17 protein-coding genes are annotated in these 20,593 nt (G+C 66.2%); 10 read left to right on the top strand and 7 right to left on the bottom strand.

The annotated features are described in order from the left end of the window. Positions 1-108 precede the first annotated feature (108 nt). The 3 genes from IP92_RS14780 (at position 109) to IP92_RS14770 (ending at position 2,962) form a co-directional block, all read left to right on the top strand. Complete coding sequence (locus IP92_RS14780; protein ID WP_145876191.1) at positions 109-1,284, top strand: cyanophycinase; 1,176 nt, start codon at positions 109-111, stop codon at positions 1,282-1,284. A 34-nt stretch (positions 1,285-1,318) separates the two neighbouring features. Beyond that, a complete protein-coding gene (locus IP92_RS14775) occupies positions 1,319-2,377 on the top strand; it encodes a mechanosensitive ion channel family protein (RefSeq protein ID WP_199271871.1) in 1,059 nt (352 codons plus the stop codon). A gap of 78 nt (positions 2,378-2,455) precedes the next feature. Further along, positions 2,456-2,962 (top strand): DUF421 domain-containing protein, encoded by a 507-nt coding sequence (locus IP92_RS14770; RefSeq protein WP_145876189.1) that lies wholly within the window; start codon positions 2,456-2,458, stop codon positions 2,960-2,962. Positions 2,963-3,060: 98 nt separating this feature from the next. On the opposite strand, the gene IP92_RS14765 is transcribed toward IP92_RS14770, so the two are convergent. Beyond that, positions 3,061-4,338 (bottom strand): cation:proton antiporter, encoded by a 1,278-nt coding sequence (locus IP92_RS14765; protein ID WP_145876187.1) that lies wholly within the window; start codon positions 4,336-4,338, stop codon positions 3,061-3,063. A 445-nt stretch (positions 4,339-4,783) separates the two neighbouring features. On the opposite strand from IP92_RS14765, the gene IP92_RS14760 reads away from it, so the two are divergent. The 4 genes from IP92_RS14760 to IP92_RS14745 all read left to right on the top strand — a co-directional run bounded on the left by IP92_RS14760 (position 4,784) and on the right by IP92_RS14745 (position 6,697). Further along, positions 4,784-5,107 (top strand): ArsR/SmtB family transcription factor, encoded by a 324-nt coding sequence (locus IP92_RS14760; RefSeq protein ID WP_145876184.1) that lies wholly within the window; start codon positions 4,784-4,786, stop codon positions 5,105-5,107. A gap of 21 nt (positions 5,108-5,128) precedes the next feature. Beyond that, positions 5,129-5,539 (top strand): SRPBCC family protein, encoded by a 411-nt coding sequence (locus IP92_RS14755; protein ID WP_145876182.1) that lies wholly within the window; start codon positions 5,129-5,131, stop codon positions 5,537-5,539. Between the two features lie 23 nt (positions 5,540-5,562). After that, positions 5,563-5,985 carry a DUF1801 domain-containing protein gene (locus IP92_RS14750; protein ID WP_145876180.1) on the top strand — a complete coding sequence of 141 codons (423 nt, stop codon included), beginning with the start codon at positions 5,563-5,565 and terminating at the stop codon, positions 5,983-5,985. Between the two features lie 142 nt (positions 5,986-6,127). Then, positions 6,128-6,697 carry a LecA/PA-IL family lectin gene (locus IP92_RS14745; RefSeq protein ID WP_158206642.1) on the top strand — a complete coding sequence of 190 codons (570 nt, stop codon included), beginning with the start codon at positions 6,128-6,130 and terminating at the stop codon, positions 6,695-6,697. A 76-nt stretch (positions 6,698-6,773) separates the two neighbouring features. Here IP92_RS14745 and IP92_RS14740 read toward each other — a convergent pair whose 3' ends face one another. After that, the gene (locus tag IP92_RS14740) at positions 6,774-8,087 is read right to left on the bottom strand and encodes a cytochrome C (protein WP_229418790.1); all 1,314 of its coding nucleotides are present in this window, start codon (positions 8,085-8,087) and stop codon (positions 6,774-6,776) included. Between the two features lie 400 nt (positions 8,088-8,487). Between IP92_RS14740 and IP92_RS14735 the strand changes: the two genes are divergently transcribed. Beyond that, positions 8,488-11,424, top strand: coding sequence for a LodA/GoxA family CTQ-dependent oxidase (locus tag IP92_RS14735; protein ID WP_145876176.1), 2,937 nt, complete (start codon positions 8,488-8,490; stop codon positions 11,422-11,424). Further along, entirely contained in the window at positions 11,424-12,527 is a 1,104-nt protein-coding gene (locus IP92_RS14730) for a tryptophan 7-halogenase (protein WP_145876174.1), read from the top strand. Before IP92_RS14735 ends, IP92_RS14730 begins: the two co-directional genes overlap by 1 nt. A gap of 52 nt (positions 12,528-12,579) precedes the next feature. Here the strand turns inward: IP92_RS14730 and IP92_RS14725 are convergent, their stop codons facing one another. The 3 genes from IP92_RS14725 to IP92_RS14715 all read right to left on the bottom strand — a co-directional run bounded on the left by IP92_RS14725 (position 12,580) and on the right by IP92_RS14715 (position 19,217). After that, the gene (locus tag IP92_RS14725; protein WP_145876172.1) at positions 12,580-15,705 is read right to left on the bottom strand and encodes an ATP-binding protein; all 3,126 of its coding nucleotides are present in this window, start codon (positions 15,703-15,705) and stop codon (positions 12,580-12,582) included. A 328-nt stretch (positions 15,706-16,033) separates the two neighbouring features. After that, positions 16,034-16,981, bottom strand: coding sequence for an NAD-dependent epimerase/dehydratase family protein (locus tag IP92_RS14720; protein WP_145876170.1), 948 nt, complete (start codon positions 16,979-16,981; stop codon positions 16,034-16,036). 319 nt (positions 16,982-17,300) lie between these two features. Continuing rightward, positions 17,301-19,217: an eCIS core domain-containing protein gene (locus tag IP92_RS14715; RefSeq protein WP_145876168.1), complete on the bottom strand. Its 1,917-nt coding sequence runs from the start codon at positions 19,215-19,217 to the stop codon at positions 17,301-17,303. Positions 19,218-19,827: 610 nt separating this feature from the next. Between IP92_RS14715 and IP92_RS14710 the strand changes: the two genes are divergently transcribed. Next, on the top strand, positions 19,828-20,187 hold the full coding sequence (locus tag IP92_RS14710) for a hypothetical protein (protein WP_145876166.1): 360 nt from the start codon (positions 19,828-19,830) through the stop codon (positions 20,185-20,187). Positions 20,188-20,284: 97 nt separating this feature from the next. Here the strand turns inward: IP92_RS14710 and IP92_RS30650 are convergent, their stop codons facing one another. Both IP92_RS30650 and IP92_RS29900 read right to left on the bottom strand, forming a co-directional pair. Further along, complete coding sequence (locus IP92_RS30650; RefSeq protein WP_260071182.1) at positions 20,285-20,419, bottom strand: hypothetical protein; 135 nt, start codon at positions 20,417-20,419, stop codon at positions 20,285-20,287. After that, complete coding sequence (locus IP92_RS29900) at positions 20,419-20,583, bottom strand: hypothetical protein (RefSeq protein ID WP_158206639.1); 165 nt, start codon at positions 20,581-20,583, stop codon at positions 20,419-20,421. Before IP92_RS29900 ends, IP92_RS30650 begins: the two co-directional genes overlap by 1 nt. Positions 20,584-20,593: the final 10 nt, after the last annotated feature.

Genomic DNA, 20,593 nt, shown 5'->3' with positions numbered 1-20,593 from the left:
CCCGCCGGGCGCCCCAAGGTCGCGCACGATACGTCCATGCATGATTCTCTGCGGCAGTGAAGTGCTAGGATGCGACTAGGTTGCCCGGCATTTTAGACCTCGTCAAATATGATTTCCAGGTATCGCAGAAATCCTGTCATTGTTCTGTTGCTGGTCTTTTTCCTGTCCGTCCGGATGCAGCGAGTACAGGCGCAGGGAATCGGCTACACCTACTATTCCGTAGGGGACCCGACAATCCCCGTCGCGGTTCCACCGGATCAGGCGCGCTCCGGCATGGTGCTGATGGGAGGCGGCCCGGATGTCGACAAGGCCTTTCGCTGGATGATCCGCAGAGCCGGGATCCGCCCTGGTACAGGGGGGCGCTTCGTCGTGCTGCGGGCGAGTGGGGCGGGCGCCTACAATCCGTACATCTACTACAGCGGGCCGGGAGAACGCACAGATGAACCAGCAGAACGCGATTGGGTTGGCGGGGCGGCACTTGGGCTGAGTTCGGTCGAGACCCTCGTCATTCCAAGCAGGGCCGCAGCGAATAATCCGTTCGTGAACGAGATCGTCAGCCGTGCGCACGCGGTGTTCATCGCCGGCGGCGACCAGAGCCGCTACATCCGCTTTTGGAAGGATACCGCGCTGGATCGAACGCTGATGGAGTTATTGAACAAAAACGTTCCGATCGGCGGCACGAGTGCGGGCCTTGCGATCCTTGGCCAGTACAGCTTCTCGGCACTACAAGGCGGCATCGATTCGACCGCGGCGCTTGCCAACCCGTTCGATCCGCGCATCACCATCGATCCGGACCCGCGTGACAAGTCGAAGAGCTTTCTCGCGCCAGCACCTCTGGTCGGTGTACTCACCGACTCGCACTTCGACCGGCGAAAGCGGATGGGCCGCTTGATCGCTTTCCTGGCAAGGCTCGGTGGCGCGACGGGAGCTGCCGGATGTCTTGGTGGCGTGCCCGCGGCCGCGGGTATCGAGGGGGAAACGTCCATCCGCGGTATCGGCGTCAGCGAGCAGACCGCATTACTGGTTGAGAGCACTCCTGACGGAAAGGATTTCATCGCCCGCAGGGTCAGGAACACATGGAGCGACAATGAAGGCGCGGTTTACTTCGTGCGTCCGCTGGCCCCGCCGCGTGAGTGCGATGCAGGGGTGCCGCTGTCGATCCAGCAGATCGAGATACGCAAGCTCTCCGATTCCGATTCCGTGTTCAACCTGTCCGACTGGTCGGGTATCGACGCATACATTGTCAACGTTGAGGAGGGACGATTCGATCGCTCTCCGTATTAGCGGCGTCGCTTGCGGCGTTCACCGGCGGATGCACATGGCCGACGTGGCTCCGCTTGCCGGCGCGGTCGCGCATGGCGAATGTTGCGCCGATCTTTCAACAGTACCTGATGCTGCGAGGGGCTTGCCGATGTCAGAGGAAATCGCGATCGCTTACCAGCGCCTGCATGCGCTGGGCGCCGCCGCAGTGCGGATGTTGCCGAACCTGGTCATTGCCGCGCTTGTATTGCTGATGTTCCTGCTCGTGGCACGGCACGCGCGCAGCCTTGTCCAGAAAATCAGCGCGCGCAAGTATCACAACAATCTCGTCACCGTGCTCGGCCGTATGACGCAATGGGGACTCATCCTGCTCGGGGTGATGTTGGCGGTGACCGTGGCCTTCCCATCGTTCACGCCGGGGAATCTGATCAGTGCGCTGGGCATTACCGGCATTGCGATCGGGTTCGCGTTCAGGGATATCTTTGAAAATTTCCTCGCGGGCATCCTGATCCTTGTCACGGAACCATACAAGATCGGCGATCAGATCGTTTTTGGGAATTTTGAAGGGACCATTGAGCAGATTGAAACCCGTGCGACAACCATGCGAACGTATGACGGGCGAATGGTGATCATTCCCAACGCGGATTTGTACAAGGGGACGGTCATCGTCAACACCGCGTACCCGGCCCGGCGATTGCAATATGATGTCGTGATCGGGAATAGCGATGATGTGGCGATGGCGAAACGATTGATGCTCGACGCGATGCGCGGCATTCCCGAAGTCGAGGCCACGCCAGAGCCGGATGTGTTACTTCTCGCGTATGCGGATGCCGGGGTGACCTTGCGGATCCGCTGGTGGATCAAGCCGCCCCGGCGCGCCGATGCCCTGGCATTGCAGGATCAGGTATTGGAGAAAATAAAGGTCGTGCTGACCGAGAATGGCATCGATCTGCCGTACCCGACCCACCAGATACTGTTTCATGATCAGACCGAGATGACCGACGGAGATCGGCGGCGTCAGCGTGAAGGTTGGCCGGCAGGGAAGGGTGATGTGCCGCGGCCGGTACGCTTTGGCGGAGCGGACGCCGCTGACAGGGACGACGTGGTCCGGCGGTGAATGCCGCGCCGTGTGGCCGGTTGCGCGGCAGCGGTTCCGCGAACGCTCTCAACATGATTCGTTAACCGTAGAGGTGCCATGTTCTTTGCCGACTGGAGCAATATCTATCGCGTCGCCGTGGTTGGCGCGCTTGCGTACTCTGCACTGGTGGTCCTTCTGCGCCTGAGCGGTAACCGTACGCTGTCCAAAATGAATGCCTTTGACCTCGTCGTGACGGTCGCGTTCGGGTCCACCCTGGCGACGATCCTGGTCAACAGGAACGTCAGCCTGGCTGTCGGATTGGCGGCGCTGGCATTGCTCGTGGCGATGCAGTTTGTCGTCACATGGTCCTGCGTAAGAAGTTCCCTGCTGAACCGGATCGTGAAGACGGCGCCGACCGTGCTGGTGCTGCGGGGCGAACTGTGCCCGGATGCGTTAAAGCGGGTCCGGGTCACCAGCGATGAGGTGCTCGGCGCGGTACGTCAACACGGCTATGGAGGGCTCGACCTGATCGAGGCGGTGGTGCTGGAAACCGATGGCAGTCTTTCGGTCATATCCCGCGGCCAGGCCGGCGACGGCTCAGCGCTATCGGGCCTGGATGCTTGAAGGGACTGTGCGCTGCCACGGCACGTGCCCTTGCCACCGCGCTTGCGCGCCGGCCTGTCGAGGTGGCGCGAGCATTTCGCACGTTCACTCCGACCCGCTCAACCATGCACGCCTCCACGCTTGCCACGCTGCTCGTCCGGCGGAGGGCAGGACACGACTTTTCGCACCAGTTTCTCGACGGTCAGCCCTTGGACCAGTACCGAGAACACCACCACGATATAGGTCATCGTGACGATCGCGTCCCGTTCGGCGCCGGGCGGCAGTGCCAGCGCGAGGGCTACCGAAATCCCCCCGCGCAAGCCGCCCCAGGTAAGCACCTGCCACGCGCCCTTCGGTAATCCGGACCGGCTGCCGAGCACCGCGACAGGCAGGCCGGCCGTGAGCAGGCGCGCAAACAGCGTGATGCACACGGCCATGAGGCCTGCGCCCAATAGGGTGCCGGAAAATGGCAGCACCAGCGCTTCGAAGCCGATCAGCACGAACAGCACGGCGTTAAGCATCGAATCGAGCAGTTCCCAAAACTGGTCAAGCTGCTCCCGGGTGAGATCGGACATCGCTTTACGACGCCCGCGATTACCGATCAGGATACCCGCCGCGACCATCGCAAGCGGACCTGAGACCTCCAGTACGTGCGCCAGGCTATATCCGCCCAGGACGGCGGCGACCGACAGCAGTACCTCTTCCTGGTAACTGTCGATACTCTTGAGCATCTGGTATGTCACCGCGCCCAGTGCCAGCCCGTACGCGATGCCGCCACCGGCCTCACGCATCAACAGCATGGCTGTCTGGGACCCGCCCGGAGCGTGGTGCTCGGCTGCGAATGTAGTCATTATCGTGAACACGACAATCCCCACGCCGTCATTGAACAGTGATTCCCCCGAGATGACCGTTTCCAGGTTGGCCGGCGCCCCGACCTTGCGCAACAAGGCCGTCACCGAAATGGGATCGGTCGGAGCAATCAATGCGCCGAACACCAAACAGGAGGAGAAGGGAAGATGAAGGCCGGCCAGCGGTAGAAGATAGAACAATCCCGCGCCGACCAGAAGCGCCGCCGCGACGGTGCCGAATACGGCCAACGTGCCGACTTGCCATCGATAGGCCGCCAAGTGCCTTAAATCGACCTGCAACGCGCCAGCGAACAGCAAGATGCTCAGCATTCCCTCCATGAGCACGTCGGAGAAGTCGATACTACTGAACAGGTCGGCAGCGTAATCCCGTGGCAGTCCGTATCCGATGTGGTCCAGCAGCAGCGTCAGCGCGGACAACATCAATGCGGCAGCCATGACGCCGATCGTCGAGGGTAACTTCAGGTAGCGTGCATTCAGCCATGCGATGACGGCGGTGATAACCAGGAACACGGGAACCACTTCAGGCATCTATCCTCCTGCAAAGGGACATTCATTTGCCGTTCCGTACCGGCGGTCTCGACGTGCGCCCTGTGCACGGCGGGGCACGCATCCCGCCGGGGTAACGATGGCGACCGTACGAAGGTCCACCTCGACGCTGCCGGGTCCCCGGCGGAGCCGGGTCCGCAACGTGATCAAGGCAGGAACCGTGGATCGCTACGAAGGCGCGCTCGACGGCACGTGCCGACGCCAACCCCGCCGGCGGCGGAGCCGTGGCGCCAACAGCACCCTGAACTCATCATACGGGAGTCGCTTCGCCCACGGCGTACAGGAGCTTACGCGGAAACCGCGCCCGCGGATGGCCGCCATGCTTCCGCCGATCGCACAATTGACTTGACGACTCATAACCCGCCAGCTATGATTAATCCATAACCAGCCGGTGATGAATCAAAGGATGAATCAAAGGATGAATCAAATGAGCAGCGCCCACGACATCCTCTTCCGCACGCTCGCCGACCCGACGCGGCGGGCCATCTTCGAGCAGCTCTGCAGGGAAGGGGAGCAGACCGTCGGCGCGTTGACGGCGCATGCGCTGGTGTCGCAGCCGGCCGTGTCGAAGCACCTGGGTGTCCTGAAGCAGGCCGGCCTGGTGCGCGACCGGCAGGCCGGACGCCAGACGCATTACAGCGCGCAGCTGGCGGCCCTGGCGCCGCTGGTCGACTGGACGAAGGAGATGGCCGGCTTCTGGGAAGCGAAATTCGACGACCTGGAAGACCTGTTGAAACGGATGGACCAATAACCCCAACGAAAGGAAGAAGCGATGAACGATACCGCCCTGCAAACCCGCTCCGTCGTCGTCGAACGCGAGTTTTCCCATCCACCGGAAAAGCTGTGGCGCGCGCTGACGCAGCCGCACCTGATCGAAGCGTGGCTGATGAAGAACGATTTCGTGCCGGACGTCGGCCGCCACTTCACGCTGCGCGGGGACTGGGGCTCGGTCGACTGCGAAGTGCGCACCGTGGAACCGAACCGTACGCTCAGCTACACGTGGGCGGCAATGGGCCTGGACAGCGTCGTCACGTGGACGCTGACGCCGACCGGCACGGGCACGCACGTGCGCATGGAGCAGATGGGCTTCCAGCCTGGCCAGGATCAGGCTTACACTGGCGCGCAGTACGGCTGGCAGAAGTTCTTCGGCTCGCTCGAGCAGGTGCTGGCACAGCCGGATTGATCGAAACGCCCACAGGAGGAGACATGAGGCAAGCGGAAAGTGCCGGCACGCAGCCGGCAACGGCTGTGATCGACGAGAAGATCGCGTCGCTAGGCGACTGGCGCGGCGCCACGCTGGCGCGGATGCGCCGGCTGATTCACGAAGCCGTGCCGGACGTCGTCGAGGAAGTGAAGTGGATGGGCACGCCGGTGTGGTCGCACGGCGGCATCCTGTGCACCGGCGAGTCGTACAAGGCGGTGGTCAAGCTGACGTTCCTGAAAGGCGCCGCGCTGCCCGATCCCGCTGGCCTCTTCAACTCCAGCCTGGACGGCAATGCGCGCCGCGCGATCGACATCCGGCAGGGCGAGGAAGTCGACGCGGCAGCCTTCAAGCAGCTGATGCGCGAGGCGGCGACGCTGAACGGTTCCAAGGCGAAGCCGAAGCGCGGCAAGGCCGCGGCGGCATAGCGTTCGGCAACGGCTCTGACGCCGGTCAGCCGCCTTGGCCGCGCGGCTGGCGGTTGCGGCCATGGTGCATATGCTCCGGGTGTGGGGCGAGCATGGGCAGTTGCGCATGCGCGCCCCGGTTCACTACACAAAGGAGCTGGCCATGAACACACGAAATCATGTACGAGCAATGACATCCACGGCGCTGCGACGGGCCGCGGGCGCGCTGGCGGGCGCCCTTGCGGGCCTTGTGGCGCTCGCCGGCGTAGCGGCCGCGCAGGAGGGGGTAACGCGGCAGTGTCTGATCGTACCCGCCGACGTCGAATGGATGGGCACGGGCATCACGGTGACCCCGCGGGAATTTGTCTGCGTGAAGGGCGACGGCCTGTGGTCGCACGGCGGCCAGGGCGTCGAGCAGCTGTACCCGTATTACGGCCCCGAAGGCTACGGCAGGGACGCGTATCCGGCGGATCCGGAAGAGCCGGATCCGGTCCTGCACATCGGGGCGCTGGTGGGCAAGATCGGCCCGGAGAGCTATCGCTTCCTGATCCGCCATCAGACATGCTTCGTTCCAAAGATCACGGCCGAGCTGCTGCTGGCCATGGACGATGCGCCGGGAACCTATGGCAACAACGACGGCTATCTGCGTGTGCAGGTCGTCAAACAGCCCGCCACCTGGCCGCTGCCGAATCGCGTGAAGATGAATCCGGAAATGTGCGCGCCGCCGAAATAGCCGGCTGTTCGCAGTGCCGGCGGCCGCGGCGGCGTTGGCGTCCCGGTGGCCGCCGGCGGCGATGCAGGGCGTTCGGTCAGAACATGAACCATGCCAGCAGGTAGGCGGTGTCATTATCCGATGCACGGCGGCCGAAGCCATCGTAATTGCGTGAGGCGCCGTTGAACTTGTTGTAGTGGGTCAGCTGGAGCGTCAGCCGGATGTCGCGCCGCGGCAGGTAGTTCAACTCGGTGATCCAGCCTGAGCTGTCGGGTCTGCCGTTACCGCTGCCCGTGAACGCCTCGCCAGTGTCGTACAGCGCGCTGTCGGCGCTGCCGTGCAGGCTGAAACGGGCGGCGTTGAAGCCATACTTTTTATCGTAGTAATAGGTGGCTTTCGCCCGGAACACGTGGAGCCGGTCCGTGCCGTTGCTGGCTTGTGCGGCGGCGCTCCATGTCTGCGTCTCGCGCAGGTAATTGAGTTGCGCCGTGACGCGGTGGCGATCCGTGACGTACTGGTATTGCGCATCGACGCCGATGTCGCGGTAACGGTCCGTGGGCCCGGCCGCGACCCGATTGTCCGGGAACACGTCCGCGACCAGGCCATAGGTCCCGATCATTGCCGATTGCGTGCCGTCCGCCCAGTCGTGCTGCAGCGCCAGCCGCCAATAGGGGTTGTAGCCGTCCAGGGAGGCCGCTTCGGCGCGGTTCACGCCCAGCCGCAGTGGGTTGAACAGGTGATTGCTGGTGCGATAGGCCGTCACTTCCGCATACACGGTGTCGTGCCACAGCACGTACGCGCCGAGGCCGGCCACTTGCTGGCCCAGGTCCTCGATCAGCGGCGCCGCGGCGGGCACGTTCGCAGCGGGCGACGAGGAGAACGGGAATCCCCACGTGCTGGTCGTGTTCCACACGTCCTGGACCTGGGGGTTGTTATGCAGCATGAAGCCGTACAGCACATCCGTCCCCGCGAGGGCGACGTGGTTCGCGTATCGTACGTCGACGTTGTCGATGCTGGTGTGGTGCTCGACGCCATCGTAGCTGAACTGCGAAAAGATGCCAGCATGGTCGGCCAGCTTGCCGCTGTAGAACAGGCTTGCTTGTTGCAGGACCACCTCCCGATCCTTCGGAAAGCTGGCGGCGAAGTCCGTGCCCCGCTTGTCGGTCGCGCAATACGACAACTGGAGCATACCGGCGAGCGGAAGGGCGGGGCGGGGCCCCAGCGTATAGCCGTTCAGCTTGAACTGGCGGCCCGTCGGCGTCAGTTCCGGCCAGCTGACGTGGCAGGCGAAGCAATCCATCCGCGTCTGGCGGGCGAAGCTGGGAACGGCCTGGACCGGCTGTACGCAGCCGGCCAGCATGATGGCGACAGCCAAGCCGCGCCACGGAAAACTGCATGGGAATTTTCTCATGAGGCCCTCGATCAATGGACGGGTGCACCCCGCACGATCATTGGAACCGAAGAGGTGCGGGTTGGTTCCCCACTGTCCGTCCAGCCGTCGCGGTGAAAATAGGTAACGCGCCACCGCATATGCTCCCGATGGGCGATGCGCACCACATGGACCATCACGTGGTTGAGTTATAAATACAACGTAAAACGTTGTATTACCTATCGCTTTAGTCCAGTTCGAAAACAGGATGCCCGGCGGGGCGAACCGGCTTGCGCGCATGTAGCGACACTGCCTGTCAAGCTTCGTGGCTGGCTCCAAATACAACGTTCGATGGGCGCGCCGATCGGTAGAATTTCCTTCACCCGCCGGACCGCGCAGGGCGCAGCCCAACGGTTTCATCAACGCTGATTGGAGAGCCACCATGCGCACCCCGAACGAGACGCCACCCGCCTGTTTCAGCCAGCCCGACCAGACCGCCGAGCGCATCACCGAGCTGTTTGTCAACGTTGCCCAGGCCGGGCATATCCGCAACGACCCGGCGCCCGCCAGGCGTGCCGTGTTCCGCAAATTGCACGGCGTGGCCCACGGCCGCTTCGAGATGGCGGCGGCGATTCCCGATGCGCTGCGGGTCGGCGTGTTCCGGCACGAGCGGCTGGACGCGTGGGTGCGCTTTTCCAGCGATGCCGCGCCGACCGACCCGGACGTGGGCGCGACGGTGGGGATCGGCATCAAGCTGTTCGGCGTGCCCGGCCCGAAGGCACTGGGCGACGACGGCGACACGGCCGACTTCATCCTGCAGAACTTCCCCGTGTTCTTCGCCGATAACGCCACGGAGATGCTCGACGTCACCTATGCATCGCTGATCGCCGGGGACGACAAGCGCTATCTGGCCGACCACCCACGCATGGCGCGGATCCTCGACCAGATGGCCAACGTCGTCGAGGCGAGCGTGCTGACGGCGCGCTACTGGGCGATCCTGCCGTTTCACTGCGGCGCACAGCAATACGTGAAGTACCGGCTGGAGCCCGAAACGGCGGGCGACGCGATCGCCGGCTACGGCGACAACTACCTGGGCATCGACATGGCGCGGCGGCTCGCCAGCCGCGAGTACCGCTTCCGTTTCATGGTGCAGCTGCGCACGAACGACGCCTCGATGCCGCTGGATGAGGCCTCCGTCGAATGGCCGGAGCAGGAAAGCCCGTTCGTCCACGTCGCCACGTTGATCCTGCCGCGGCAGGACACCGGCACGCGCGGCCAGGCCGCGTACGGCGAGGCCCTGGGGTTCAACATCTGGCGCGTGCCGCCCGAACACGCACCGGTAGGCTCGATCGCCGAGGCCCGCAAGCTCGCTTACGCGGCCAGCGCGCAGGCGCGCCATGAAGCCAACGGCCAGCCGCTGCAGGATCCCCCTGAACCGCGCCCGGCCTGTCCGTTCGGGCACGGCCGGCCGGCGCAGGACGACGACACGTGCATCGTCACGGCCGCGATCTATCCGCCGATCGGCATCGCCCGCGTCGGCTCGGCCGACAAGGACTGGTTCCTGGGCCCCGAAGTGCCCGAGCCGAAGGCGCATCCGCCCGGCTTTTACCGCGACAGCGAGAACAAGCTGAAACGGCAGGCCGTGCGCTATCGCGTCTATGGTCTCAACGCGAAGGGCAACATCGTTGCCGAGCTGACGTCCGCCAACGCGCACATCGCGTGGCAGGTGCAACTGGCGAACACGAAGTCCGCCTGGTACGGCTTCCAGCTTGCGCTCGACATCCCGGAGGCGGCCTGGGCGCCGCCGACCACGCTGCGCAACGCCGCCGTGACGGACCGCGCCAGCCTGGCGATCACGCCCGGTGCCCGCATGGTATCCGGCCCGAATGCGGCACCGCAGGCGTTCGATGACGGCACGTTCATGGGTAAGCCCGTGTACCTGGGCGAGATCTTCACCGATGACGAAGGCCACCTGATCGTGCTGGGCGGGCATGGCGCCGCCGCATCGTACGACGGCAGCCGGGCGATCACGTTCGCCAACAACGAAGGCTGGCACGACGACGTGTCCGACGGCCCCGTCAACGCCACCGTGCATTACCAGGGCCAGGAGCTGAACGTGCTGCCGGCCTGGGTGGTGGTCGCGCCCCCGAACTACGGACCGCAGCGCAAGTCGGTGCGCACGATGTGGGACCTGATGCGCGACGTGGCGATCCAGGGCGGCAAGCTGCCCAAGCCGACCCGGCCCAGCTTCACGGACGACATCCTGCCGCTGTTCGAACGGATGGCCGGCCTGCAGTGGGTCAACGCGGGCTTCGCGTCCGGCTTCGGCTGGAAGGGCGCGAACGACCTGACCAGCCCGGAGGCGTTGCGCCGGCTGTCCGATGCGGGCGGCGCGAGCGGCGAGCTGCGCCGCCTCGTCGCCAACCAGTTCCGCAACGACGCCGTCGACAGCTACTCGCCCAAGCCGTGGCCCTGGCTGTACGGCGATGCGATGAACGTGCCACCGGCCGCGACGCCGCGCCAGAACGCCACGCTGACGGCCACGCAGATGGGCATGCTGGCGCAATGGGCGGCCGGCGATTTCGTCGAGGATTACGACCCCGAACGGGGGCCGCCGGCATGCCTGGAGGATGTGCCGCTGGCCGAGCGGGGCGACGTGTTGACGCGCGCCGCGCTTGAATTCGCGCTGGCCGATGCGTTCCATCCCGGCTGCGAAATGACGTGGGTCACGCGCCTGCCGGGCATGTACATGGCGCCGTTCCGGTTCCGGCACGCGCCCGACGGCTGGATCGCGCCGCAGCCGGCGCAGGTGCTGACGGCCGATGCGCTGGGCACGCCGAACGGTCCGTTCGCCGGGCAGCTGCCGGGCGGGATCACGCGCTGGATGGCGGTGCCGTGGCATACCGACACGGCCAGCTGCCGCTCGGGCTACGTGCCGGAGTACGACCCGTACGTGCCGACGTTCTGGCCGGCGCGCGTGCCGAACGAGGTGCTCACCAGGGAGAACTACGCCGTCGTCATGGACGAGGGCAGGCCGCTGGGCGAGCGCCTCGCCGCCTTCGCCAACCGGGCCGGCTGGCTGACGCCGCTCGGCACCGCGGACTACACGGAAACGATCAACAACATGGTCGCTCACTTCGGCGAGCTGGGCGTCGTCGAACAGCGCGACGGCCCGTCCGACCGCGCGCATTTCCCTGCCTTCATCGAAGTGGAAGACCAGCACCCGACGATCCCGCCCGAGCCGGAGTCCGCGGAGAAGGCGCGCGACACCCGCCAGCGCACGCTGCGCATCGGCGCCCGTGTGAGCACCCGGTCACGTTCGTTCGACCTGAGCCACATCGACAAGGTGAAGCGCTTCCCGCGCGGTTTCCCCGGCTGATGAATACCGCCATCGATGCCGACGTGGCCGTCATCGGCGCCGGCCCGGCCGGTTGCGCGCTGGCGCTGAACCTGGCGCCGTTCCACCGCGTGATCGTGGTCGATAAGGGCAGTGCCGCGCGCCGCCGCGTCGGCGAATCGCTGCCCGCCGCCGGCGGTCGCCTGCTGCGCGACATGGGCCTGGCGGACGAGTTCCTGGCCCAGGGCCACACGCCATGCCACGTGATGCGCTCGAGCTGGGGAGAAGGGGAGGTCGTCGAACAGGACGCGCTGCGCAACCTCGACGGCCACGGCTGGCACCTGGACCGGGCTCGTTTCGATGCGTGGCTGGTGGAGGTGGCCGCGCGGCGCGGCGCCGCGACGCTGCGCGACACGCGTCTGCTGGGAGTACGGGGCGCACCCGGGCACTGGAAGCTCGACCTGGCGCGCGCGGGCAGGCCGGTGCGGGTGCGGGCGCGCGCGCTCGTCGATGCCAGCGGCCGCGATGGCGTGCTGGCGCGCCATGTCGGCGGCCGGCGCGCGCCAGCCGGCAAACTCATCTGCGGCTGGGTGTTCGGCCATGACGACGGGCGTGCGGCCGGCATCGCCGAGCTGCACGCGGAGGCCGAAGGCTGGTGGTACAGTGCCGCGCTGCCCGCTCGCCGCCGGCTGCTGGCGTTCTACAGCGATGCCGACCTGCCGGCCGCCCGCGCGGCCCATTCGGCCAGCGGGCTGCTGATGCGCATGGCGAACGTGCCGCAACTGCGGGCGCTGCTCGTCGACCACCGGTTCGCGGCCGACGGCGATCACGGCTTTTGCGCAGCCCATGGCGCGGCGCTCGAACAGCCGGCAGGCGACGGCTGGCTGGCGGTCGGCGATGCCGCGCTGGCGTTCGATCCGCTGTCGTCGCAAGGCTTGTTCAACGCGCTGTACACGGGGCTGGCCGGCGCCGAGGCGCTGCACCGGCACCTGCAAGGCGACCTCGCGGCGCTCCCGCAGTACGCCGACGAATTGGCCCGCGTGCAGCGCACCTATGCCGCACGGCTGGATGCCTGCTACGCGCACGAGCGGCGTTGGCCGGACAGCGCGTTCTGGCGGCGGCGCCAGGCCCCCGAACCGCGCTGATACACCTCGAACCTGCGCTGACACTGCTGTTCCGCGGCGAGCGGCAACGCGGCTAGCCGCTGTCGCTGACGATCGTCCGGTATGCGGCTTCCGTTTCCGCCGACGGCCGTATGCCGAGCAAGACCGACAGCATGTGGCGGCAGCGACGGTAAGCCTCCAGCGCGGCGGCGGCGCGGCCGCGCCGGTATTCGCATTGCATCAGGCGCCGATAGAGTTCCTCGGCGAGGTTGTCCACTTCGATGCCATGCTGGTAGGCTTCCGCGGCGCGGCTCCAGTCTCCCGCGTCTTCCCACGCGCAGCCGAACTTCAGCACCTGGCGCAGGTACTTGCTGCGCAGCCGCTCCCGCATCGGCACCACCCATGGCGTGTCCGTGTCCTGCGGCAGGAAGTTGCCCACGTAGAGACGGAGGAATCTCGTCGCGTCGTCCAGCCGGGGTTCCTCGGCCCGCTGCAGGCGATTGCCGAGGCGCTCGAACAGCCACGCGTCGACCCACACCTTGGCGGGATTGAGCGACAGCTTGGCTTGCTGGACGGTGATCGCATCGTCCTGCCGCAACAGCTTGCGCAGCCGATACAGCGTCGTGTTCAGCGTGCTCTGCGCCGCATCGCCTTCCATGTCCGGCCACAGCTGCGCCGCCAGCGTGGCGGCGGCCACCTCCCGGCCGCCATTCGCGACCAGCGCCTTCAATAGCTCAAGGGGCTTGGCCTGCGCCTTGCCCGTCGTCTTCAGCGGACTGCCGTCGATGACGACGGAAAAGCGGCCCAGCAGGTACAGCTTGACGGGCCACGGCCATTGCTCGATCTCCGGCGTGTCGGGGTACAGGCCGCGCACGCGGATCAGTTGCCGGACGTAGTCGACCTCGATGCCTTCCTGTAGCGCATGGCTCAGCAGCCACACCATCATCTTCGGATACCAGCGCAGGGAGCCCACGTAGTTCTGCTCGCGGCCCACGGCCAGCCCCGCTTTCAGCAGCGGCAGCCCGGCCGCCGGGTCGCCGGACTGGAACGCGGCATACGCTTCGGTCAGCAGCGCGTCGAACTCCAGCAGGCGGCTGGAGCCGTCGGCACGCAGCCGTAACGTGCGTACGCTGGCCTGCGCGGCCGCCGCGTCGCCCAGTTCCAGCATCAGTTGCGCACGGCCCAGCAGGCAATAGGTCTGGATGGAGACCGCGCCGGCCGCGAACGCTCCCTCGACGGCGGCCTGGCCGTGCTTGACGGCAGCCGTCAGTTCGCCGCTCTGCAGCTCGTACCACGATTGGGCGGAATGGTACAGCGCCAGGTCCATCCGCCGCGTGGAATCGATCGCGCACTTCAAGCGGGGCAGCAGCGCGCCGGCGCAACCGAGATCGCCGAACGACAGCGCAAGGAACGCGCGCTGCGTCAGCACCGTGGGCCGGATGAAGTTCAGTCCGTGCTCGCAAGCGATCGCCTCGGCCCGGTCCAGCGCGTCGGCGCCGGCGTCGTGCTCCGCGCGCAGCATGTGATAGTAGGCGACGGCGATCAGCCACCACACCCGGTTCAATGGCGTCAGTTCACGGTCCGCCAGGTCGGGGCGCAGCAAACCGATCACCCGCTCGGCACAATCGAAGTCGCCCCGGAAGCAGTAACAGTTCAGCAGGATGATGCCGGCGGTGAGGCGCGCGGCAACCGGCACGTCCGCCTCCAGCAGGGCCAGGGCACGGCCGGACTCCGGGCGCAACAGCCAGTTCTGCGGCTGGCGGTACAGCAGCGCCGCCACCAGCGCCGAGCGGGCCCGCAATTCGATGGCGGGGGAGGGGAACGGCACGCCTTCTTCGAACAGTTTGCTCTGCAGGTCGATCCAGCGGTCGAGCGGCGCGAAGGTGGTCCATTCGAAGTAATAGGTTTCCATCATCAGCGCCGCGGCCATGACCTGGCCCAGCAGGTCGTGGTTGGCTACCAGCCCCGCATGGGCTTTTTCCAGCGCGGCGCGGGCATGCGCCGGCGCGGTCACCACGTCGCACGCGCCATCCCAGAACGGCAGCCAAGGGTCGGCCTCCAGCAAGGCCGGCGGCAGCATGCCGATCCACCGCTTGGCCGTTTGCCAGCGGCCCTGGCGGATCAGCTCCGGCGCCTGCTGGCGGACCATCCGGCCGGCGGCTTCCCAGTCCTCGGAGGCGACATACAGGAAGAATGCCTGCTCCGTATGGTTGCCGATCTCCAGCAGGCGGGCGGAGCGCCGTTGCAACAGCAGGTACTCGGGCGGCTGCAGGTACTCGCGCGCCCGCGCATTCAGGAACTCCCGGAACAGCGCGTGGTACTGGTACGTGGTTTCGGGCTCATCGCGGCGATCGATGAAATAGCGCAGGCGATATAGCTCGCCGAGCCGCTGTCCCGCTTCGAGGTCGCCGCTGATCGCCTCCGCCATCGGCACCGTGAACATCGGCAGGAAGGCCGTGCGCAGCAGCAGGTGACGCACGTCCGGCGACGCGGCACCGAAGATCTCGACCGCGAAATAGTCGAACAGCAGGTCGCGGGAAGGCGGCACCGCACCCCAGCCTTGCCGGGCGATCGCGCTGTGATGCTCGAGCATCAGCACGAAGCCGACGGCCCAGCCGCCGGAACTCTCCCAGACGGTGCGGATCTCGTCCTCGTCCAGCCGGGCCGACCGCTCCTCCAGCCGGGCGATCCGGCACGCTTCGTCGAAGCTGATGCGCAGGTCGTCCGCGTCCAGGCACACAATGGCGTGGGTCAGCCGCAGGCGGCTCAATGCGGGCGGCGGCTCGGTGCGGCTGGTGATGATGACGCAGATGCCTTCGGGGACGTCCTGCAGCGCATCCTGCACGATCGTGTGCAACACGGAGGCGGGCGGCACCATGTGGTAGTTGTCGAGCACCAGCACGCTGCCCTTGTGCAGCCGTGCATACAGCTGGCGGAAGAAGCGGCGCGTGAATCCGGGCAGGTCGGGCAGGTATTCCGGATTCAGCAGGGGCAGCGGCTCGCCGGCGGCGAGCGCCTGGCAGGCCATCGACAGGTAAAAGAAGAAACTGGCCGGGTCCGAATCGCCGCTGTCCATGTGGTACCACAGCGCGGGCACCTGGCGGTGTTCGAGGTAGCTCGACGCCAGCGTCGTCTTGCCGGCACCCGGCGGCCCGGTGATCCAGATCCCCTTGCGCTCGCCCAGCTCGTCCAGGCGGTGGAACAGGTGGTCGCGAGGCACTGTGCGATAGAGCCTCGGACGGGTAACTTTGGCCATGCCGGCAGCGAATTCCATGACATCCCCCGCTTCCTCGTGCATGCCGAGAAGCTCGTCAGATCGGAACACCGCCATCGTCAGCCCCAACCGCGCACTTGACGAGACCGAGCGCTCGCGGGACAGGCATCGCGGCGTGACGTGAATTCTCTCACGTGTGGGCGCCGTGTGGCCCGACAGCAGCGAATATGTAAGCAATTTGAAAGCCACTCAGGCCGCCAGCCCGGCGGCTGTGGTTGATCGCTTGTGTTGCGGGCAGTCGTTGCCGATGGCCTGCACGGCGGCCCGCCGATCGTTACAGCGAAGGCGAGGGCGCCAACTGCCGCGCCCGCAGCGCATACGTGGTGCGCGCGAGCGCGGCGGACAGCGGCGTGCTGGCGATGCCGAACGTCCGTTGCGTCAGCGCGGACGAGAACGCCCATGGCGTCTCATACAAGTGCAGCATGTCGTGCAACTCGTCCAGCGCCGGGTTGAACAGCGCGAGGCAGCGCATCGCAAGGGGGCCCAGCGCACGCAAGCGGACGTCCTGGTCGGCCGGCTGCGCCGCCTCCCGCAGGAAGTCGAGATGCGAGCGACCGTTGTGCGACGGCGTATGCCAGCAGTGGCCGAACGCCGCGTCGCGGCAGCCGAGTTCGATCATCGTGCCGGCAAAGTCGGGCACGTAGGTGAAGGCATGGGCCATGCCGGGATCGCCTGGCACGTGGACGATCCTGCCTGCCAGCGCACCGGCCAGCGCGGCCTGGCTGACGCTCGACTTGGTCACGCCCGGCCCAAAGAACGTGGCAGCGCGCACGACGGTGGCCCGCACGCCATACCGCCCGTGCAGCGACAGCACGCGCTCGGCCATATACATGCGCGCCCGGCCTTTGCTGTTGCACGGCCGGGCCGGATCGCCTTCGACAAACGAGCCTTTGCAGTGGCCGTAGGCGCAGACGCTGTCGGCCAGCACGATATCGACATTGCGCCCCGGGACTGCGCCGGCGATGCCTTCGGCCAGGCGGGGGAACTCCAGGTCCCAGCGCGACACGGGCGGCGCGGCGCAGACGTACAGCGTGGCCGGAGCGTCGAGCAGCGCCGCCAGCGCGGCCGGATCGCCGGCATCGCAGGCCAGCACGGACCAGCCGCCGACCCGCCTGCCGCTGCGGCTCGCAAGCACCGGCCTGACGCCGTGTGCCGCGAGCATGCGGGCGACAGTCAACCCCAGAACCCCGGTGCCGAGGACGATGTGTTTGCGTGAGTTCATGGCGGATCCTTTACGGTAGGGCTGGACAAGCTGCGCGTTGCGCACATGTCGTGCGCGCCGGGCCGCGCTTCATGTCGGAATGGATATGGGGCGCCAGCGTAGAGGAGGGTGGCTTACGGATAGCTCACAGATCGTGCAGCCCAGCGGGCCCGGACAGATCGTGGGGGCGGGAGCCATGCCCACGAGCGGGGCGGGCAGCGCGGGCAAACGGCCGGCGGCTGCTTGCGCGGCGCGGCTTACGCGTGCTTGCCGCCTGGAGGGAAGGCTCTCCGCGCGCAGCACCTATCGAACCAGGCGTGCAAGCGGACGGTAAACCGTCTTATTTGCTCAGGCCCGGGTCGTGGGCCTTGCTGTCCTGGTTGAGTACTTCATCGGGCAGCGTGCCCTTCGCATCGGAGTCCATGTAGTAGATGCGGTAGCCCGCCAGCGGGCGGTCGGGGTCGTAGGCTTCGGCAAGGCCGAAGTCGCGCATTTCCTTCAGCGCGCCGGCCTTGTCGGTGGCCGCCAGTTTTATGGTCGCCTTGTTGGAGAGGGCGTGGAAATCCCTGCCTTCCTGGAGCAACGCCAGCGCGTGCGGTGCGCGGTCGGGATCGGTCGGGGTGACCGCCATGTAACCGACCGGGGTATAACCGCTGGCGACCAGCAGCCGCACGCCGTAGGTGGCCAGCACGTCGCAATCGACCTTGAGCTGGGACTTTTGCGGACCGGCGGCGCTCAGCTTGGTGATGCGCCCGCTCTTGTCCGGTTTGACATCTTCCTTGGTGTCGGGCGGGACGTGCCAGGTAAAGGCGTCGACGATCTGCGTGTACATCGCTTTCGCCGCTTCCGGATTGCCCGGATTCTGCTTGTGGACCGCCTGGCCGATTTTTTCCGTATTCAGTTCCAGCCAGGCCTTCAGGGTAGCGATGTCGCGGGCGGCGGGCGGCTTCAGAGGGGTACCGGCGGCGGCGCAGACGGCGATCACGTCCTCGACCGTGATCCGCTGCTTGTTGCCAATGGCCCAGCCCAGCGTGGCGGCATCCGGGTGTTGCGTGGCCGTCCCTACCGAGACATTGGCGCCTTCGACGAAGTAGGCCTGCTCGGAGACTTGCTTGAGCAAGGCGCCGCGCTTGTCGGCCAACATCCACTCCGTGAAGGCGACGCGGCCGCCGGGGTGGAAGAACATCAGTCCGGCCAGTTTTTCGGGCAGGTCGGGATCGTTCGCATAGGCCTTGACGATGACTTTCAACGCCGCATTGACCTTTGCGCTGCCCAGCGCCTTCGCGTAGACGCCCTGGTCGCTGGTCAGCCGGGCAAGCAGCGCGTGGTCGGCCATGGACTTGGCGTTGCTCGCCTGGTCCTGGGCAATCGTCGCGATCTGCGCTTCGGTGACCTTGGCGGGCTGGTCGAGCACGGCTTTATGGACGAATTTGCGCAGGTCCAGGTCCGTGATCTTGGGCGCCAGGGCCATCGCTTCGTTCAGGAAGCCGGCGGTGGCGAGGTCGACGGCCAACATCTCGGCGCGGGCTTCCTTCTGCTCCACATCGGGGCCGCTCTTGTCGAGGATGCGGTTGGCCAGCTTGTCGATTTTCTGGAACCGGCGTTTCCACGCTTCCTTGGCTTTCGGGTCCTTCGGTTCCGGCAGCAAGTCCGTAGCGTTACCGGACATGTCGTGCGTGATGTCGTAACCGTAACCCTGCAAGCTGCGGGCGTATTCGCGGTGCGTCGGATCCAAAGACTTCTGATCCTGGATCTTGCTCTTCAACTCCTCGTCGAGCTCTTCGTCCAGCGTCTTGTGGTCCACTCTAGCGATGCGGTCTCCAGCCTGTTGGGTAACGTGGGCCAGTTCATGTGCGAGCAGCGCACGGCCGTTCAGCGTCTCCGGCGCCCACTGGCCGTGGGCGAATGCGATGCGTGGGCCGCACGTGATGGCCCGGCTGCCCGCCAAGTGCACGGCATCCGCTGTCGGGCCCGTCGTGAAGATGCGGACCCGCGAGAAGTCATGCTTGAAACCCTGTTCGAACGGCGCCCGCAAACTGCCGGCGAGTTCCTGGCCACCGCTATCGGGCAGCGGATTGTGCTGTCCAGGCCAGTCCGGCAGAGCGCGCAGGGACGCGCCAGCCATCCCGGCCGGCCGGCCGCCGTCGAGGGCATCGATGGCCCGCCGATCGGCATCGCGCTCGCGGCCGTGCCGGTCGGTCGCCCGGCCGGCCGGCGCTGCGGCAAGGGAAGGCTGGGCAGGTCTGAACTGTCGCATGTCCGGCCACCGCCTTTCTCGTGAGGTTTCAAGCCGTCGTCAAGCCGTCGATCGGGCCCCCGGACGCGGGACCGGGCGAGACGACGAGCCAGCGCCGGGCGGACACGCCGGCGAGACGTTCTGGACAGCTTAATGCATTTGTCGCCGCCCGTTGCAGTGACGTGATACGGTGTGTGGCGGTTTGGCGATAGCCATCCAGGCTGGCTGATTCAAGCTGGAGCGCTCCAAGCGAATGCGGCGGCGAAGCGCATAGGGCATGCGCGTGGCTTGCGGAACGTCGCCGCATTCCAGGCCACGCGAGCGCTGCGGCGTCGTTACCGGTGGAACGTGTGGCCAGACTCTGGTGACTTGGCGAAGCGAGGGGCGAGCATTGGTTACTGAAGCGGTGTTGGGTGGCGGGCTGGTGGAGTTCAAACGGAGCGACGTGCGGCAATGGTCGTCGCTACAGACCCCATTTGACATAATATAGATTATGCGAAGCAATTCGCAACTTTCTGAAGTAGCCCCGGACGATGCACAATACCTTGCAACACACTATGCCGGCACGCACAGACGGCTTTTCTTCAGCCAGAGACCATTCATCTCTGGCTGTTTTTTCATGGGAGGCACTGTGCGTTACCCGAACCTGAGATACGGCAATCCCACGGAACTGGCTTACTACGCCATGGGCGTCCCGCTCCGCGACCTTGCGCGCCGCTTGCGCCGCGACGAGCGCACGGTGCGGGACTGGCTCTCCGGTAGACAGCGCGTGCCTTGGTGGGTTCCCGAAATTCTCAGGCTCAAACGCCTGGAAGCCGAATTACGGCACCAGCAGATGGGCTTCGGATCGCTGGCGCCGCACCTGGGGATCGTCGGGGCCGATGTCGTCGAGCTGGCCGACGTGCGCAAAAAGACCGTGACGGCCAGCACGCCGCCACGGCAAGCCCATGCACTCGACCCATCCTATCCGCCGCTGGCCGATACCGCTTGAGCCGTAACAAAAAGCCCGCACGCGGCGGGCATCGTTCACTTCTTACGGCGCTTGAAACGGCCGTTGGCGCCGCGCGGCGGCAGGCGTTTTTTCTTCGTCATGGCTTGACCCCTGTCTTAACTTCGATCGTCAGCAAGCGGCGTTCGACCGCCAGCCCCCATTTCAGCAGCCCGAGGCCGCCCGCCAGCACGCCGGTACTCGTGACCAGCTGGATCGCCTCGAGCGCCGTCATTACTGCGCGGCCTTCGTGCGTTCCGGCAGCGCGCCAGCCAGGGCGGCGGCGGCGGCCGTCAGCGCGTCCGCGTACATGTGGTTGTGCGCCGGCAGGAAGGACTTCAACACCTGGAACACAGCGGCGATGCCCGCCCAGGTCGAAGGTTCGGTGAAACGGTTCATGGTTGTTACT

The organism is Pseudoduganella flava (assembly GCF_007830495.1).
GTDB lineage: Bacteria > Pseudomonadota > Gammaproteobacteria > Burkholderiales > Burkholderiaceae_D > Rugamonas > Rugamonas flava.
The sequence above is the reverse complement of the archived record's forward strand: the minus strand, read 5'-3'. Positions and strand labels throughout refer to the sequence as shown.

What these genes read in the sequence shown, in the direction of transcription:
- IP92_RS14720 (WP_145876170.1), bottom strand. Translation starts at nt 16,981, where the DNA reads ATGAACTCACGCAAACACATCGTCCTCGGCACCGGGGTTCTGGGGTTG.
- IP92_RS14735 (WP_145876176.1), top strand. Translation starts at nt 8,488, where the DNA reads ATGCGCACCCCGAACGAGACGCCACCCGCCTGTTTCAGCCAGCCCGAC.
- IP92_RS30650 (WP_260071182.1), bottom strand. Translation starts at nt 20,419, where the DNA reads ATGACGGCGCTCGAGGCGATCCAGCTGGTCACGAGTACCGGCGTGCTG.
- IP92_RS14780 (WP_145876191.1), top strand. Translation starts at nt 109, where the DNA reads ATGATTTCCAGGTATCGCAGAAATCCTGTCATTGTTCTGTTGCTGGTC.
- IP92_RS14730 (WP_145876174.1), top strand. Translation starts at nt 11,424, where the DNA reads ATGAATACCGCCATCGATGCCGACGTGGCCGTCATCGGCGCCGGCCCG.
- IP92_RS14765 (WP_145876187.1), bottom strand. Translation starts at nt 4,338, where the DNA reads ATGCCTGAAGTGGTTCCCGTGTTCCTGGTTATCACCGCCGTCATCGCA.
- IP92_RS14775 (WP_199271871.1), top strand. Translation starts at nt 1,319, where the DNA reads ATGGCCGACGTGGCTCCGCTTGCCGGCGCGGTCGCGCATGGCGAATGT.
- IP92_RS14740 (WP_229418790.1), bottom strand. Translation starts at nt 8,087, where the DNA reads ATGAGAAAATTCCCATGCAGTTTTCCGTGGCGCGGCTTGGCTGTCGCC.
- IP92_RS14715 (WP_145876168.1), bottom strand. Translation starts at nt 19,217, where the DNA reads ATGCGACAGTTCAGACCTGCCCAGCCTTCCCTTGCCGCAGCGCCGGCC.
- IP92_RS14770 (WP_145876189.1), top strand. Translation starts at nt 2,456, where the DNA reads ATGTTCTTTGCCGACTGGAGCAATATCTATCGCGTCGCCGTGGTTGGC.
- IP92_RS14760 (WP_145876184.1), top strand. Translation starts at nt 4,784, where the DNA reads ATGAGCAGCGCCCACGACATCCTCTTCCGCACGCTCGCCGACCCGACG.
- IP92_RS14750 (WP_145876180.1), top strand. Translation starts at nt 5,563, where the DNA reads ATGAGGCAAGCGGAAAGTGCCGGCACGCAGCCGGCAACGGCTGTGATC.
- IP92_RS14745 (WP_158206642.1), top strand. Translation starts at nt 6,128, where the DNA reads ATGAACACACGAAATCATGTACGAGCAATGACATCCACGGCGCTGCGA.
- IP92_RS29900 (WP_158206639.1), bottom strand. Translation starts at nt 20,583, where the DNA reads ATGAACCGTTTCACCGAACCTTCGACCTGGGCGGGCATCGCCGCTGTG.
- IP92_RS14755 (WP_145876182.1), top strand. Translation starts at nt 5,129, where the DNA reads ATGAACGATACCGCCCTGCAAACCCGCTCCGTCGTCGTCGAACGCGAG.